Genomic DNA, 15,260 nt, shown 5'->3' with positions numbered 1-15,260 from the left:
CGTCGTACGTCTTGCCGCTCTTGGCCGGCGTCCACTTCCCGTCGATGAACATCTGCGCTGCGCCCACGATCGTCTCCTTACCGTGCGGATGCTGTGACCCGGCCTGTATAGGACGCCCCCGCTCCGGCTGTCGACCCTGCGGGGCTCATGTGCCGAAAAGACGGCGACGCCGCGTCGCTGCGGTTCGGAAGTGGACGCGCATCGGCGCGACGGCGCGGCGCGGCGTACCGGCACGTCCCCTGCACTTCAACCCCCTCGATGCGGGCCGGATGGTGGACGACGGTCGCGGGGATGGTGATGTGGTCTGCGGTGGCGAATGCGACCGTCCTCTACCTCGGCTTGCCCGACGGGCATGTGGCGGCATACGCGACGGGCGACACGGGATGGGCGCGGGTCGAGTGGGCGGATCTGCCCGACGTCGGCTCGAACGCTTTCCCCGCGCTCGCCGACCTCGACGGTGACGGCGATCTCGACGCGCTGGTCGGGCACAACGGCGGGCACGTGGTCGCGTTCGAGAACACGGGCTCGAACGCGACGCCGGCGTGGGCGCGCCGCACCGATTGGGACCCCCAGGACGACGCGGGCAGCCGCGCCGCTCCGGCGGCGGGTGATCTCGACGGTGACGGCGACGTCGATCTGGTGGTCGGGTCGGGTGGAGGCAACGTGACGGCGTTCAGGAACGATGGCGGACGGGGTGGACCGGTGTGGATGCGGGAGCCCGCGTGGGATCTCCCGGCGATCGACGGCGAGACGCGGCCGGCGCTCGGCGACGTCGATCGCGATGGACGCGTGGATCTCGCGCTCGGGACGAATGGCGGTCCGGTCGCGATCTACCTCGGCGACGGCGCGGGCGGATTCGTGCGGGCGGCCGCGTGGGATCCCCCGGTCGGATCGGGGCGCTCGGCGCCGGCCCTCTTCGACGTCGACGGTGACGGCCGCACCGATCTCCTCGTCGAGGACGGCAACGCGCACGCGGTTGCGTTCCGCAACATCGGCGTCGGGTGGGAACCAGCACCCGGCGCGTGGAGCCCACCCGACCCGGGCTCGGGGCCGGCTGGCCCGGCGCTCGCCGGCGGGACGCTCGTTCCGCCCGTGAATCCACCCGGCGATTCGCACATCGTGGCGCAGCTCCAGGCGTCGGTGATGGAAGGCGGTGCACCGCTTCGCGTCCGCTTCGACGCGAGCACGTCGCGCGCCGCCACGGGTGCGCAGCTCGCCTACGCCTGGGACTTCGGCGACGGGACGACGAGCGGCGGGGGCGGCGGCGGACCCGGCCCCGGGCCCGGGTCCGCGGGCGACGCGAGCGACGTGCTGCGCGCCGCGAGCTCGGCCTACGCAGCCGCGAAGCAGGCACGCGATGCGGCACGCTACGACGACGCCCTGTCGCAATACATGGCCCTCGCGTCGACGCTGCTCCCGCTGACGCTGGTCACCGAGGCGGGCACCGTCACCAAGCGGGGCACGAACCAGATCGACCGCGTGGCGCGCTGGTACCTCCAGAAGATCGCCCACGACCTCGGCGGCATGTACCTCTGGCACGACGTCGGCCTCGACACGTGCGGCCACTTCGCGCTCGCCTACCTCTGGTCGGTCGAGTCGAAGACGCAGGCGGAGGCCGGCGGGTTTCCGGAGCTCCCGAAGCTGAACGGCACGAACGGCAACATCGCCCGCGCCAGCTCGAAGCTGACGAAGGCGGGGTGCACGATCCCCGCGCCGACGTCCATGTTCGCGAGCGCGGCGGCCGCCGAGATGGCGCCCGGCGGCGCCGTCGCGGAGCACGTCTACACTCGGCGCGGGACGTTCGTCGCCCGCGTGACCGTGAGCGACGGCCTCCAGCAGGCCGACGCGAGCGTCACGATCACGGTCGACGGCGACGGCCTACCCGACGCACCCGGCGGGCCGTCCGACAACGACGCCGACGCGTTCCAGGGCTTCGGCTCGAGCACGCCGGGCGGCGCCGGCGGCGACGTGATCCGGGTGACCGAGGCGACCGAAGACGCCGTGCGTGACGCCTTCAGCAAGGCGCGCGACGGCAACGCGATCGTCCGCTTCGAGGTGCCGGGACCGATCGCCATCCACAAGCCGCTGCCGCGTCTCACCGGCGACTTCGTCACGATCGACGGCAACGGGGTCACGCTCTACGGCGAGGACTTCGCACGCACGCCGGGCATGATCGACGTCCGCGGCCACGACGTGATCGTGAAGAACATCCGGCTCCGCAACGGCGGCGACAACCTGCGCGCGCAGGGCAGCGGCGCGTACAACGTCGTCTTCAGCCACGTCTCGTCGACCGGCGCCGGTGACGACGGCATCTCGGTCGGCTACGGCGCGCACGACGTGACCATCCAGTGGTCGTTCCTCGCCGGCAACACGCGCTCGATCTTCATGAAGTACGGCGACACGACGAACGTCTCGATCCATCACACGTGGGTGCAGAAGCAGTGGGTGCGCGGGCCGCTCGTCTCGCAGTCGGTCTTCGCCGACATCCGCAACGTGATCGTCGAGGACTGGACGCTGTGGGGCACGCGCTTCGAGCACGACGCATCCGGCAACGTCGTGAGCTCGCTGTTCCTGCTCTCGCCGTACGCGCGGCAGATGGGCGGCAAGACCGGCTCGGCGCTGCGCCTCAACCAATCCGGCTCGGTCTTCACGGCCGGCAACCGCTACGACGGCATCGCCGCCGACGGCGACCAGGGCGACGCCACGGCGCCGCTCCCGGCGCCGCCGGTGACGACGCTCCCGGTCGCGGACATGACCGACCTCGTGCACACGCGCGCGGGCTGCCTCCCGCGCGATCCGGTCGACCAGGGCTACGTCGAACGCAAGGACGGTTGGGATGTAGGCGAGTCCCAGCCGTTCCGACTCGGGCCGGGCGCCTCGTAAGCGCCCGGCCCGACCCTCCCTCCGTGGAAGTCGTCGCGTCGATGCGATAGCGACGGCGCATGCGCCCGACCCGCCCTCCCGACGACCGCCGGGCCCGGCACGAGGCGAGCGGGGAGTGGACGGGGGAGACGTTCTCGGCGCTCCTCGACGCGCGCGCGCGCGACGCCGCCGACCGCGTGTACCTCATCGCGGGATCGCGGGACGGCGATCGCACCTACTCCTTCGGTGACTTGAAGGCGCGTGCCGATCGCATGGCGGTCGCGCTCCGGCGGCTCGGTGTCCGGGCGGGCGACGTCGTCTCCTACCAGCTCCCCAACTGGATCGAGGCCGCGGCGCTCGTCTGCGCCATCGACCGCGTCGGCGCGGTCCAGAACCCGATCATCACGATCTACCGCGAGCAGGAGGTCGGGTTCGCGTGCCGCCAGGCGCGCTCGCGCGTCCTGGTCGTGCCGGGCGTCGTGCGCGGCGTCGACCATCGCGAGCTCGCGCGCACCGTGCAGCAGACCGCGCCCGACCTGGAGCACGTCGTCACCGTGCGCGCCGAGCCCCTCCCCGGCCAACGCGCGCTGGAGCCGCTCGAGGAGACGCCCGCGCAGGCGCTCGCCCCCTCGCCTCTCGGCCCGCACGACGTGTCGGCGATCTTCTACACCTCGGGCACGACCGCCGACCCGAAGGGCGTCCTGCACACGCCGTCGACGCTCGGCGGCATGCTGGCGGGCCACCGCGCGGTCTTCGGCGCACGCGCCGAGGAGCGGAGCATCATCCAGTTCCCGCTCATGCACATCGGCGGCGTGACCATGTTCGTACTCCTCCAGCTCCGCAACGGCTCGAGCACGGTCTTCATGGATGCCTTCGACCCCGCGCTCGCCGTCGATCTCATCGAGCGCTGGCAGGTGACCGGCGCCGGCGGCCCGCCCGCGATCCTGCAGGCGATCATGGCGGCGCCGAACTTCTCGCCCGAGCGGATGCGCTCGGTGCGCACGTCGGGCTCCGGCGCGGCCGACGTGTCGCCCGAGCTCATCCGCACGGTGAAGGAGCGGTTCGGGGCGCTCGTCTACCGCTCGTACGGCATGACCGAGTGCCCGATGACGACGTCGGGGCGCCCCGACGACCCCGAGGAGAAGCTCTTCGAGACCGACGGCCGCGCGCTGCCCGGCGGCACGGTCCGCATCGTCGCCGAGGACGGATCGCCGGTCGCGCCGGGCGTCGAGGGCGAGCTCGAGCTCTATGGCCCGCAACTCTGCGTCGGCTACCTCGACCCGGCGCTGAACGACGTCTTCACCGCCGACGGCTTCATCCGCTCCGGCGACCTCGGCGTCATGGACGCCGAGGGCTTCGTGCGCATCACCGGCCGGCGCAAGGACATCATCATCCGCAAGGGCGAGAACCTCTCCGCGAAGAGCATCGAGGACGACCTCGCGACGCACCCGAAGGTCGTCGAGGTGGCCGTCGTCGGCGCGCCCGATCCGCACAGCGGCGAGCGCGTGTGCGCGTGCGTCGTGCTGCGGCCCGGCGCGGACGGCCTCTCGCTCGCCGAGGTGCGCGACTTCATGAAGGCGCGCGGTGTCATGGTGCAGAAGATCCCCGAGCAGATCGAACTCATGGCGGAGCTGCCCCGCAACGCCACCGGCAAGGTACGCAAAGATCTGCTGCGCGCTCGCCTGCGCACGCGATGAGATCGCGGCGCGGCGAGATCGTCCTCCTGGCCGCGCTGTTCGCGGCCGCGACCATCGCCTGGACGTGGCCGATCGTCACCATGCCGGGACGGGCGTACCTCCAGCCCGTCGCTGCGCCGAACATCCTGCAGCAGGCCGACATCCAGCTCACGACCTGGATGATCGCCTGGACGGGGCACGCGCTGCGGACGAATCCACTCGGGCTGTTCGACGCGAACATCTTCCAGCCGCTGCCCTGGACGCTCGCGTTCTCCGAGCACCTGATCGCGAGCGCGCTGCTCGTGCTGCCGGTCGACGTCGCGTTCGGCAATCCCGTCCTCGACCACAACGTCCTCCTGCTGGCGACGTTCGTGCTGGGCGGCGTCGGCACGGCCCTCCTCTTGCGCGAGCTCGGCGCCTCGCTCCTTCCGGCCGCGCTCGGCGGCGCCCTCTTCGTGTTCACACCGTTCCGCCTGTCGTCGCTCATGCACGTGCAGGTGCTGTCGGCGCAGTGGATGCCGTTCACGCTGCTGGCGCTCCATCGACTGCTCTCCACCGGGCGGCGACGCGCGGCCGTCGCGCTCGGCGTCTGCCTCGCGCTGGAAGCGCTCTCGTGCGTCTACTACCTCTACTTCTTCGGCGCGGCCCTGGGCGTGTTCCTGGTGCTCCACTGGGCGCTTCGCTGCCCCGCCGCCCCCGGCGCGCGGCGCGCGGCTTGGATCGCGATCGCGCTCGCCGCGTCGTGCGTGGGCGCGCTCATGCTCCCCTACCTGCACGCGCGCGAGGTCTACTCCCTCACGCGCATCACCAACCAGGCGCGCTTCCTCGCCCTGCCCGCGATCGTGTTCTTCGGCGGCATCCTGCAACCGCTCGCATCGCCGTACGAGGCGCGGACGATGTTCGGGCTCGGGGCGATCGTGCTCGGGATCGCGGGACTCGCCGGAGGCGCGCGGACGGCCGGAGGCGAACGGCGCACGCCGCTCCTCTATCTGGCCGTCGCGCTCACGGGGATCTTCCTCGCCCTGGGACCGCGCATGTGCCTGTATTCGCCCTGGGCCGCGGGCGTGCCGGGACCATGGGCGCTCCTCGCGCAGGTGGTTCCGGGATGGAGCGCGCTGCGCGCCCCCGCGCGCGCCACGAGCGTCGCGCTCCTCGGGCTCGCCGTGCTGGCCGGGCTCGGCGCCGACTGGCTCGTGCGCCTTGCGCCCGGGCGGCTCGGGCGGGGCGTCGTCTGTGCCGTCCTCGCCGCGATCGTGCTGCACGAGTCGTGGCGCACCCCGCCCCACGCGATCCCCGTGCCGTGGCGGGGCGAGGCACCCGCGGTCTACCGGTGGCTCGCCGCGCAGCCCGCCGATCGCGCCGTCCTCGATCTGCCGCTGGGCATCCCCAGCGTCGACGCGCGCGCGATGGTGCTCTCCGCGTACCACTGGAAGCGCCTCGTGAACGGCTACTCGGGCTTCGCGCCGACGGCGCGCTTCAATCGCCGGCTCGCATTCACGTTCCCGAGCGACGAGAGCCTGCGCACGCTCGACGCGATCGACGTCGAGACGGTGGTCGTCCACACGGCCGACGCACTGCCCGCGCACAAGAGCCTCTGCACCCTACCGCCGGCGCAGCTCCCGCCGGCGCTGCGACGCGTGTACCAGGACGATTCGTCCTGCGTCCTCGCGATCGTGGCCGTCCCTCCGGCGCCGCCGCGTCCAACCGACCGCCCCGTGCCGCTCGCGGGCGCGACGACCGCGACGTCGGACGGCAGCGACGCGTCCAGCGTGATCGATGGCGACGCTGGCACGCACTGGGTGCAGGCGGTGACGAAGAGCGCGCCGGGCTGGCTCGTGGTCAACCTTCCGGCGGAGCACCGGCCGTCGCGCATCGTGCTGCGCCTCGGATCGCATTTCGGCGAGTATCTCCGGGAATACGAGGTCCAGGTCTCGACCGACGGCGCCGCGTGGACGACCGTGCGGGCCGAGCGCTTCGCGCTGCCACCGCTGCGCGACATCCAGCACCGCCCCGACGATCTGCGCATGGAGATCCTCCTCGACCCGCAGGAAGTGGCGCCCGCCTCCCACGTCCGCCTCGTGCGCCCCACCACCTCGGACGCGGGCGACGACCTCGATCTGTGGCCGACGTGGCCGGTGTGGGGCATGCACGAGATCGAGCTCTACGAGTAGCGCGCTCGCCCGCGGGCCCCGCGCCTGCTAGCGTCCTTGCGGGGTGGAGGAGCGGCGACAGGGGTTCGTGGCGGCGATGACGTCGTGGCGCACGGCGTCCGTTTCGCTGCTGTCGTTCTCGTCGGGTCTGCCGCTGGGGCTCGTGTGGCTCGCGATCCCCGACTGGATGCGCTCGATCGGCGTCGACATCCGCGTCGTCGGCCTCCTGACGCTCGCGCAGGCGCCGTGGAGCTTCAAGATGCTCTGGTCGCCGCTGATGGATCGCTACGTGCCGCCGTTTCTCGGCCGGCGGCGCGGCTGGGCGGCGATCTGGCAGGTCGTCCTGCTCTGCCTCACGTTCGGGCTGGCGGGGCTGGGCCAGCACCCCGACACGCCGTGGGTCGTCGGTGCCCTCGTCCTGGCGATCGCGTTCGCATCGGCGTCGCAGGACATCGCCGTCGACGCGTACGCGGTGGAGGTGCTGCGTCCCGACGAGCAGGGCGTCGCCGTGGGCGCGCGGACGGCGCTCTATCGCGCGGCCATGTTCGTCGCCGGTGGGCTCAGCATCACGCTCGCGACGCACCTCGGATGGCCGGTCGTGAACATGATCCTCGCGGGCCTCTACCTGCCGATGCTGGTCGTGACGTGGCTCGCGCCCGAGCCCGAGCGACAGCCGGCGCCGCCGCGCACGCTGCGCGAGGCGATCTGGCTCCCCTTCCTGGGCTTCCTGTCGCGCCACCGCGCGCTCGAGATCCTCGCCTTCGTCATGTTCTACAAGCTCGCCGACAACCTGGCGCAGGCGCTCACGCGCCCGTTCCTGGTCGACATGGGCTACAGCGGCGACGACCGCGGCGTCGCGCTCGGAACGGTCGGGCTCGCCGCCACGCTCGGCGGAACGTTCTTCGGCGGCGCGGCGACGAACCGGCTCGGGCTCGGGCACGCGCTCTGGGTGTTCGGCGTCCTGCAGAGCGTCGCCAACCTGGGCTACTGGGTCGTCGCGCAGAGCCCCGTGAATCGCCCGCTCATGTACGGCGCCATCGGCTTCGAGCAGCTCCTCTCCGGCATGGGAACGGGCGCCTTCTCGGTGCTGCTCCTGCGCCTCACGCAGCGACGGTTCTCGGCGACGCAGTTCGCGCTCTTCTCGAGCCTGTTCGGCCTGCCGCGCATCGTCTCGGGCCCCGTGAGCGGCTTTCTCGTCGACGCCATGGGCTGGTCGTCGTTCTACCTCCTGACGATCGCCTGCGGCATCCCGGGCCTCGTGTTCCTCGCCCGCTTCGTGCCGCCCGGTACGAAGGAGCCGGAGTTCACGATCGAGCCGCCGGCGCGTGGCGAGCCGCTGGGCCCGCTCGCACTGGCCGCGCGCGGGGTCGCGGGAGCGTTTGCAGCCGCCGCAACGGGCGCCGCCGTCCTCGCGACGCTGCCGTGGGTCAAGGGGACGCCCTACCTCGACGCGCTCGCAGGGCTCGTCCGGCCCGCCGATCCCCTCGGCTGGCTGACGACGGGCGGGCTGGTGGCGTTCGGGCTCATCGCCGGTCTCTTCGTCGCCGCGGCCGCGGCGGCGAGGCACGGCGCCGCGCCGCCCGACGACCCGCCGCCTTCGGGAGCAGTCGCCTAGTGTCACATCGCGCCGACGTGCTCCGTCGAGGTGTCGCCGAAACCATCGCAACCGCGCTGCTGGTCGCCGCCGTCGTCGGATCGGGCATCATGGGCGAACGGCTCGCGGGTGGTAACGTCGCCGTCGCCCTTCTCGCAAACACGCTGGCGACCGGCGCCGCGCTGGTGGCGCTGATTCTCACCTTCGCCGACGTCTCCGGCGCGCATATGAACCCTGTCGTCACGGTCGCCGGGGCCGTCCAGGGCGCGCTTCCTTGGAGAGGTGTAGCCAGTCGCGCAGTCGGCCGGCGATCTCGTCGCGCGTGCGCCGGAAGGCCGCGAGTCGCAGCTCTTCCGACCCTCGCACGCGGCTCGGATCGTCGAGCTCCCAATGAAGGACTTCGCGCGCGACGGGATAAATGCGTGGGCAGGACTCGGCAGCCTGCGCGCACACCATGATCGCAGTGCGGATGCTCGCCTTTCCGAGGATGCTATCGACGCTCTTCGACCGAAGCCCCTCGGTGGCGATTCCAGCTTCCTCGAGGACCCTCAGGGTCAGCGGGTGCACCGTGCTCGGTTCGGTGCCGGCGCTGCACGCGCGGTAACGGTCCCCTGCCAGGTGGCGGAGCAACGCCTCCCCCATCTGGCTCCGCGCCGAGTTGTGGGTGCAGAGAAAGAGCACACACGGCTTGTCGGTCGCCATCGCCTACCTCCCGGTGAGGCCTGCCTCATACCCCCCCTTTGACTCGACAAGTCGATTGGTTTAAGTATTTAAACGTATGGACGCGATGGCCTCCACCGAATCACCGGCCGAAGAGCTCCGCGAGCTCGGGCGCTTCCTCACCGCCCTCGGTGATCCGGCGCGCCAGCAGATCCTGCTGCTCCTCTCCCGCAAGCGCCTGAATGTCGGCGAGCTCGCCGAGCGCTTCCATCTCTCGAGGCCGGCGGTCTCGCACCACCTGAAGGTGCTGCTCCACGCCGGCATCCTCGTCCAGGAGCGCGACGGTCGCGAGCGCGTCTATCGCGTCGACGCCACGAAGTGCCGGCGCTTCGTCGACCGCCTGCGAACCTTCGTCGCCACCTGCTGCAGCGGCAAGGCCTGCTGCTAGCCGAACCAAAGAAGGAGAACCCCATGGCCCAGAACACGTTCCACGTCGCCCTCTACGTCGACGACATCGACGCCGCCGTCGGTCGCTACAGGAAGATCCTCGGCATCGAGCCCGCGAAGGTGCGACACGACTACGCCAAGTTCGAGATCGCCGATCCGCCGGTGATCCTCTCCCTCAACCGCGGCGGGGAGCCGGGCAAGCTCTCCCACCTGGGCATCCGCTATCCCGGCACCGGCGACGTCGCGAGCGAGAGCATCCGGACGAAGAACGAGGGGCTCGAGATCTTCCGCCAGGAGAACGCCACCTGCTGCTACGCCAAGGCGGACAAGTTCTGGGTCCGCGACGCGAATGGCGTGCCGTGGGAGATGTACACGCTCCTCGAAGACGTTCCGGCCCAGACGGCCGCCGACGCGGAGCTGCGGGCCTTCCTCGCCCAGGAGCGCTGCTGCGTGCCACAAGACGCCTGATCGCATAGAGGAGGCGCATGGCGAACGTACGGTTCGAAGTGGACGGCCCGGTTGCCGTCGTCACCATCGATCGACCGGAGGTACGCAACGCCGTCGATGGCCCGACGGCGGCGGAGCTCGCCGACGCCTTCCGGCGCTTCGATCGCGACGACGCGCTCGCCGTCGCCGTGCTGACGGGGAGCAAGGGCGCCTTCTGCGCCGGCGCGGATCTGAAGGGCGTCTCCGATGGTCGTGGCAACCGGGTGGTCGAAGAGGGCGACGGCCCGATGGGTCCGTCGCGCATGCTCCTCTCGAAGCCGACCATCGCCGCGGTCGAAGGGCACGCGGTCGCCGGCGGGCTGGAGCTGGCCCTGTGGTGCGATCTCCGCGTCGCCGCGGAGGACGCGGTCTTCGGCGTCTTCTGCCGGCGATGGGGCGTTCCGCTGATCGACGGCGGCACGATCCGCCTGCCGCGCCTCATCGGCCACAGCCACGCGCTCGACATGATCCTCACCGGCCGCCCCGTCTCGGGCGAGGAGGCGCTGCGGATGGGGCTCGCGAACCGTCTTGTCCCGAAGGGCACGGCGCTCGCCGCGGCGGTCGCGCTCGCGAAGGACCTCGCGAAGTTTCCGCAGAAGTGCATGCGAGCCGACCGGCTCTCATCCTACACGCAGTGGAACCTCCCGATCCCCGACGCCCTCCTCTCGGAGACCCGCTGCGGGGTCGAGGTCGTCAAGTCCGGCGAGACGCTCGCCGGCGCCACCCGTTTCGCCAAGGGCGCCGGACGTCACGGCAAGTTCGAGTAGCGTCCTCAGAGCGAGGCGTACACCGCGTCGACGAGCGCCTCGGTGCGCGGATTCTTCCAGCGCGGCCCCGGCAGGTTCATCGTGTAGCCGAACGCGAGCCGCGCGTCCGGGTCGGCGAAGCCGAGCGATCCGCCGGTGCCGAAGTGACCGAAGCTCCGCGGGTTCGTCCCGAACGGCCGCGACGGCTGCGACAGCTGGAACCCGAGCCCGAAGCGCGACGGCCGGCCGACGACGGCGTCGATGCCGGCGGAGGCCTCGGCGATCGCTTCGTCGATCGTGGTGCTCCGCAGGAGCCTCACGCCGTCCACCGCGCCCCCGCAGGCGAGCGGGGCGTAGATGCGGGCGACGGCGCGCGCGTTGCCGTGCCCGTTGGTCGACGGCATCTCGGCGGCGCGCCACGCCCGCGTGTTGACGGTGCCGAAGCCCGAGATGCCGGAGGGATTCACGTACACGCGCTCGAGGAGGAGCCGCCGCTGCGGATCGGCCCCGGCCTCGGGCGGGTCGGCGGCGACCAGGAAGTCGGCGAGCCCGCGATCGTCGTCGGGCAGGAGGTGATCGGCGATGCGCTCGTCGTGCTCGGGGCCGATGCCGAAGTGGAAATCCGCTCCCAGCGGCCCGGCGACGCGGTCCCGAAAGAATGCGCCGAACCTTTCCCCGCTCGCGCGGCGCACGATCTCGCCGACGAGGAACCCGAACGTGTTCACGTGATAGCCGTGCCGCGATCCGGGCTCCCACCACGGCCCGTCCGCCGCCAGCGCCGAGGTCATGAGCGGCCAGTCGTACATCGCGAGCGGCGGCAGCTCGCGATGGATCGCCGGCAGGCCGGCGCGATGGGCTAGCACCGTGCGCACCGTGATCCCGCCCTTGCCCTCCGCCGCGAGCTCGGGCCAGTAACGCGCGACCGGCGCATCGAGATCGACGACTCCGGCGTCCACCAGGAGCAGCAGCGCGAGCGTCGCCATCCCCTTCCCGGCCGAGAACACGTCGACGATGGTGTCGCGGCGCCACGGCCGCGTGCGCGCGAGGTCCGCCCATCCTCCCCACAGGTCGACGACGGGTCGGCCGTCGATCGTGACGGCGACCGCGGCGCCGACCTCGCCCCGCGCGCGGAAGCTCTCCTCGAACGCGGTGCGCACGGCGGCAAACCGCGCATCGCACGATCCGCCGATCTCGGGAACGTCGCCCACCGCGACGAGCCTAGCGGTCCGCCGCGGACAACTGAACTACCTCTGCAGCTCCTGGAGCGCGGCGGCCGCGGCCTCGTCGGAGGGATCGAGCTGGAGCGCGCGCGTGAGGGCGCCCATCGCGAGCGAGTCCAGCCCCTGGCGCTCGTAGTTGAGCCCCAGGTGGTAATGGGCCGACGCGTCGTCCGGGTTCGCCTCCACCACCTTCTCGAAGCACTCGATCGCCGGGCCGTACTCGTCCTGGCGCTCGCGGATGATGCCGAGGTGGTACCACGCGATCACGTACTCGGCGTCGGCGGCGAGCGTCGCCTCGAAGGCCTGTGCGGCCTCGTCGAGCCTGCCCAGGTGGAAGAGTGCGATCGCGAGACGGAAGTGCGCGGGGGCCGAAAAGGGATTCAGCTGGATCGCCCGGCGCGACGACGCGACGCAGTCGGCCATGGCGCCGCGTCGGTAGTGGCAGAGCGCGAGCTGGAAGTGCGCCGCCGGCATGGTGTCGTCGAGCTGCACCGCGCGCGAAAACGCGCGGACGGCGTTCCCGACCTGTCCCAGATGGTAGTACGCGGCGCCGAGGTTGAAGTGTGCAGTCGAGTTGTCGGGGTACGCCTCGACCAGCTTCACGTAGTGATCCCGGATCCGTTCGGCGGGATTCGTCGCCAGGTCCTGCTCGCCGGCCGCGACCTTGATCGGCCGCCCGCAGTGCTTGCAGTAGTTGTGGTCCGCGGCGTTCGCGACGCCGCAATCCGGACAAGCCGTCATGCCGGTCGACGTCATGAGCCATGTTCTGCCCCTTCGGTGGCAACCGTCAAGATGCTTGACTCCGTGCCGCCCGGCCCGCCAACTGCTCCCATGTCCTACGATCCGTTCCGGCGCGGGCCCTTTGCGGTGGGGGTCCGCAGCGCGGGCCTGGTCGATGCGGAGCGCGACCGCCCACTCCCCATCGAAGTCTGGTACCCCGCCGACGACGCGCACGCCGGCGCCGACCTCGCCGACGACACGAAGGATCGCTACGAGCTCTACCCCGGCTTGCCGGCCCTCACGCAGGATGCCGTGCGCGATGCGACCCCGCGTCGCGATCGCTTTCCACTGGTCGGGTTCTCGCACGGCTTCGGCGCGCACCGCCGCCAGTCGACGTTCCTCTGCACCCATCTCGCGAGCCATGGCTACGTGGTCGCGGCCGTCGACCATACGGGCAACACGACGCTCGACATCCTGGAGCTGCGCCGCACCGTCCGCAAAGGCGACGGATCTCAGCCGAAGGGCCTGCTCGCCACCTTCATGGACGCGCGACCGCGCGACGTCGGCTTCCTCTTGGATCGCGTCCTCGACGGGACGGCGGGCGACGTCGCTGCCCTCGTCGACGCCGATCGCATCGCGATGTCGGGGCACAGCTTCGGTGGCTGGACGACCCTCGCCGCGGTGGGCCGGGATCGCCGCATCCGCGCCGCGCTGCCGCTCGCGCCGGCCGGCGGGGCGAACGCATTCCGGACGAACCCGTTTCGCGACGCCCTGGACCTCGATTGGGATCGCGAGGTGCCGACGTTCTTCCTGGTCGCCGAGCGCGACACGATGCTCCCGCTCGCCGGCATGCGGGAGCTGTTCGACCGCACGCCCTCGGCGGGGAAGCGCATGGTCGTGCTCGAGAACGCCGACCACATGCACTTCTGCGACAATGCCGAGCAGGTGCACGAGATGTTCCGCCTGCTGCCGCCGCCGGGCGGCTTCGAGGCGGTCGCGAAGGCGACCCCACCCATGGCCGATCTGTGCCCGCCCGAGCACGCCTACGACGTGGCACGCGGTCTCGGCCTCGCGCACCTGGACGCGGCTCTCAAAGCGAACGACGACGCCGCGCGCCTGTTGGCCGGCGATCTGCGCGGTCTCATGTCCGCGCGCGGCGTCCGCGTCGCCGTCCATTGCACCGCGGCGACTTGAGAGTCTCCGCCCGGGCGCGCATTGTGGCCCCGGAGGAGGGTGGCATGGTGATTCGTCTCCTTGCCCTGGGGGTGGCGGTCGGGATCGGCGTCGCGCGCGCGGACGTGCAGCGCATCGCCCCGGGTACCGGTCTCCAGAACGCGGTCGTCGTCGACACCGGCGCGAACGGCATCTGCGAGACGGCCGCAGTGCGGGGCGATCTGCAGGCGGGCACCGTGGGCGGCGGCGCGATGAATCGGCCGGAGCTGCGCTGCGGCCCGAACCGCGACGTCGAGACGGCGGCGCAGGGCGACGACGTCCAGCTGATCGCCGTCGGCGGCGTGTGCCGGAACAACGCCGTCATCATCGACACGGGCGCGAACGGCATTCCGGAGACCATCCCGCTCGGCGACGACGTCTACGTTGGCGGCATCGCGCTCGGCGTGCCGCCGGCCAACGCGCCCTGCGTCGTCGCCGGCGCCGACGGCATCGCACAGACGGCGGCGCCCGGCGGCGACGACCAGGTGCTCATCGTGACCGGTCGGGCCGAGCCCAACACCGACGTCGTCCGCTGCGGTCCAAACGGCGTCGCCGAGACCAGCGCCAACAACGTCGCCGCCGGCGACGACGTGCAGGTGATCCCGATCGGGATGGCGTGCGCACAGGGCCAGGCGGTCGTCGACTCGGGCGCCGATGGGATCGCGACCACGCGCGCGCAGGGCGCCGACCTCCGCATCGAGCTGGCACGGCCGGTGCGCCTCGTGGTCGACGCCAGGCGGCCGAGCGCATCCCGCCGTCTCAAGTTCCTCGTGCGCAACGTCGAGTTCGGTGCCACGGCGCCGAGCGCGCGCGCCTTCCGCCTGCGTGCCACGGGCGGGAGCTGCCCCGGCGGCACCGTGACGCAGATCGACGCCGACCCGCGCACGCCGGGCCTGCAGGCGACCGCACCCGTCGGCCTCGGCAAGAGCGCCAAGGCGACGCTCGTCGCCACCATCCGGCTCGAGAACGTGACGACCGTCGACAAGAAGAATCCCTATCGGTGCTCCTTCGACGTCTCCGCGGTCGCGTTCGACACCGACCCCGACGTCGATGATGCGGCGAACGACGACGCGAACACTACGCCGGTGCTGCTGGAAGTCCTGGACAAGAGCGACCTGCAGAAGCGGTAGGCGGTGACGCTCGGGGCGTCGGTCCGGGGAGGTCGGGGGACGGGGCTTCGGCTTCGGCTACGCCGCGCGAGAACACATAGGGAGCGTCTCGGCCTTCACGTAGCGTCGCGCCGCTTCGCAGGCGCCTCCGCCCCGTCCCCCGACCTCACCGACTCGCGACCGGGCGTCTCGCTGGCGCCTCGGTCGTCGTGCCGCGACGTTCAGCACCGACGTAGGCTTCGCTTCCTCCACACCGACACAGACGTCGACGACGTGGGCAAACGCGACTCGGCGCCGTGCGAATTGGTTGGGGAGCGATGTCGTGGCGTCGGTGGGGAATGCGTCGGTGGACTATTGTGGCGCGAGGGCGGGGGCAAG

Annotated in this window: 12 protein-coding genes and 1 pseudogene; 10 read left to right on the top strand and 3 right to left on the bottom strand. The window is 71.7% G+C overall.

The window, feature by feature from the left end:
- The first annotated feature begins 291 nt into the window (after positions 1–291).
- From VMS22_12795 to VMS22_12775, 5 genes and pseudogenes are all read left to right on the top strand, one after another.
- On the top strand, positions 292–2,883 hold the full coding sequence (locus VMS22_12795) for an FG-GAP-like repeat-containing protein (protein HXJ34903.1): 2,592 nt from the start codon (positions 292–294) through the stop codon (positions 2,881–2,883).
- Positions 2,884–2,942: 59 nt separating this feature from the next.
- Positions 2,943–4,559 carry an AMP-binding protein gene (locus VMS22_12790; GenBank protein HXJ34902.1) on the top strand — a complete coding sequence of 539 codons (1,617 nt, stop codon included), beginning with the start codon at positions 2,943–2,945 and terminating at the stop codon, positions 4,557–4,559.
- A complete protein-coding gene (locus VMS22_12785; GenBank protein ID HXJ34901.1) occupies positions 4,556–6,709 on the top strand; it encodes a discoidin domain-containing protein in 2,154 nt (717 codons plus the stop codon). The genes VMS22_12790 and VMS22_12785 overlap by 4 nt, the downstream gene beginning before the upstream one ends.
- 76 nt (positions 6,710–6,785) lie before the next feature.
- Positions 6,786–8,303, top strand: coding sequence for an MFS transporter (locus VMS22_12780; GenBank protein ID HXJ34900.1), 1,518 nt, complete (start codon positions 6,786–6,788; stop codon positions 8,301–8,303).
- Positions 8,303–8,563, top strand: a pseudogene (locus VMS22_12775) (aquaporin). Before VMS22_12780 ends, VMS22_12775 begins: the two are co-directional and overlap by 1 nt.
- Here the strand turns inward: VMS22_12775 and VMS22_12770 are convergent.
- Complete coding sequence (locus VMS22_12770; GenBank protein HXJ34899.1) at positions 8,523–8,984, bottom strand: arsenate reductase ArsC; 462 nt, start codon at positions 8,982–8,984, stop codon at positions 8,523–8,525. The pseudogene VMS22_12775 and the gene VMS22_12770 sit on opposite strands and share 41 nt — an antisense overlap.
- Before the next feature lie 76 nt (positions 8,985–9,060).
- Here VMS22_12770 and VMS22_12765 point away from each other — a divergent pair, with 76 nt between their 5' ends.
- The 3 genes from VMS22_12765 to VMS22_12755 are packed head-to-tail and all read left to right on the top strand — an operon-like array spanning position 9,061 to position 10,642.
- Positions 9,061–9,390, top strand: a complete 330-nt coding sequence (locus tag VMS22_12765; GenBank protein HXJ34898.1) for a metalloregulator ArsR/SmtB family transcription factor — start codon at positions 9,061–9,063, stop codon at positions 9,388–9,390.
- Between the two features lie 23 nt (positions 9,391–9,413).
- Positions 9,414–9,857 (top strand): ArsI/CadI family heavy metal resistance metalloenzyme, encoded by a 444-nt coding sequence (locus VMS22_12760; protein ID HXJ34897.1) that lies wholly within the window; start codon positions 9,414–9,416, stop codon positions 9,855–9,857.
- A 17-nt stretch (positions 9,858–9,874) separates the two neighbouring features.
- The gene (locus tag VMS22_12755; GenBank protein ID HXJ34896.1) at positions 9,875–10,642 is read left to right on the top strand and encodes a crotonase/enoyl-CoA hydratase family protein; all 768 of its coding nucleotides are present in this window, start codon (positions 9,875–9,877) and stop codon (positions 10,640–10,642) included.
- A 5-nt stretch (positions 10,643–10,647) separates the two neighbouring features.
- Here the strand turns inward: VMS22_12755 and VMS22_12750 are convergent, their stop codons facing one another.
- Together VMS22_12750 and VMS22_12745 are read right to left on the bottom strand one after the other, a co-directional pair.
- Complete coding sequence (locus VMS22_12750; protein ID HXJ34895.1) at positions 10,648–11,829, bottom strand: serine hydrolase domain-containing protein; 1,182 nt, start codon at positions 11,827–11,829, stop codon at positions 10,648–10,650.
- Positions 11,830–11,865: 36 nt separating this feature from the next.
- Entirely contained in the window at positions 11,866–12,582 is a 717-nt protein-coding gene (locus VMS22_12745; protein HXJ34894.1) for a tetratricopeptide repeat protein, read from the bottom strand.
- Between the two features lie 90 nt (positions 12,583–12,672).
- Between VMS22_12745 and VMS22_12740 the strand changes: the two genes are divergently transcribed.
- Complete coding sequence (locus VMS22_12740; protein HXJ34893.1) at positions 12,673–13,755, top strand: hypothetical protein; 1,083 nt, start codon at positions 12,673–12,675, stop codon at positions 13,753–13,755.
- 44 nt (positions 13,756–13,799) lie between these two features.
- Positions 13,800–14,903, top strand: a complete 1,104-nt coding sequence (locus tag VMS22_12735; GenBank protein HXJ34892.1) for a hypothetical protein — start codon at positions 13,800–13,802, stop codon at positions 14,901–14,903.
- The last annotated feature ends 357 nt before the right edge of the window (positions 14,904–15,260 follow it).

The organism is Candidatus Eisenbacteria bacterium (assembly GCA_035577985.1).
GTDB lineage: Bacteria > Desulfobacterota > Binatia > DP-6 > DP-6 > DATJZY01.
Note: the sequence above shows the minus strand (reverse complement) of the source record. Positions and strands in the feature narration are given on the sequence as shown.

Bases quoted from the DNA above. Each gene is read 5' to 3' on its own strand.
- VMS22_12745 (HXJ34894.1), bottom strand. From the start codon at position 12,582: ATGACGGCTTGTCCGGATTGCGGCGTCGCGAACGCCGCGGACCACAAC.
- VMS22_12795 (HXJ34903.1), top strand. From the start codon at position 292: ATGGTGATGTGGTCTGCGGTGGCGAATGCGACCGTCCTCTACCTCGGC.
- VMS22_12755 (HXJ34896.1), top strand. From the start codon at position 9,875: ATGGCGAACGTACGGTTCGAAGTGGACGGCCCGGTTGCCGTCGTCACC.
- VMS22_12785 (HXJ34901.1), top strand. From the start codon at position 4,556: ATGAGATCGCGGCGCGGCGAGATCGTCCTCCTGGCCGCGCTGTTCGCG.
- VMS22_12765 (HXJ34898.1), top strand. From the start codon at position 9,061: ATGGACGCGATGGCCTCCACCGAATCACCGGCCGAAGAGCTCCGCGAG.
- VMS22_12740 (HXJ34893.1), top strand. From the start codon at position 12,673: ATGTCCTACGATCCGTTCCGGCGCGGGCCCTTTGCGGTGGGGGTCCGC.
- VMS22_12735 (HXJ34892.1), top strand. From the start codon at position 13,800: ATGGTGATTCGTCTCCTTGCCCTGGGGGTGGCGGTCGGGATCGGCGTC.
- VMS22_12770 (HXJ34899.1), bottom strand. From the start codon at position 8,984: ATGGCGACCGACAAGCCGTGTGTGCTCTTTCTCTGCACCCACAACTCG.
- VMS22_12780 (HXJ34900.1), top strand. From the start codon at position 6,786: ATGACGTCGTGGCGCACGGCGTCCGTTTCGCTGCTGTCGTTCTCGTCG.
- VMS22_12790 (HXJ34902.1), top strand. From the start codon at position 2,943: ATGCGCCCGACCCGCCCTCCCGACGACCGCCGGGCCCGGCACGAGGCG.
- VMS22_12760 (HXJ34897.1), top strand. From the start codon at position 9,414: ATGGCCCAGAACACGTTCCACGTCGCCCTCTACGTCGACGACATCGAC.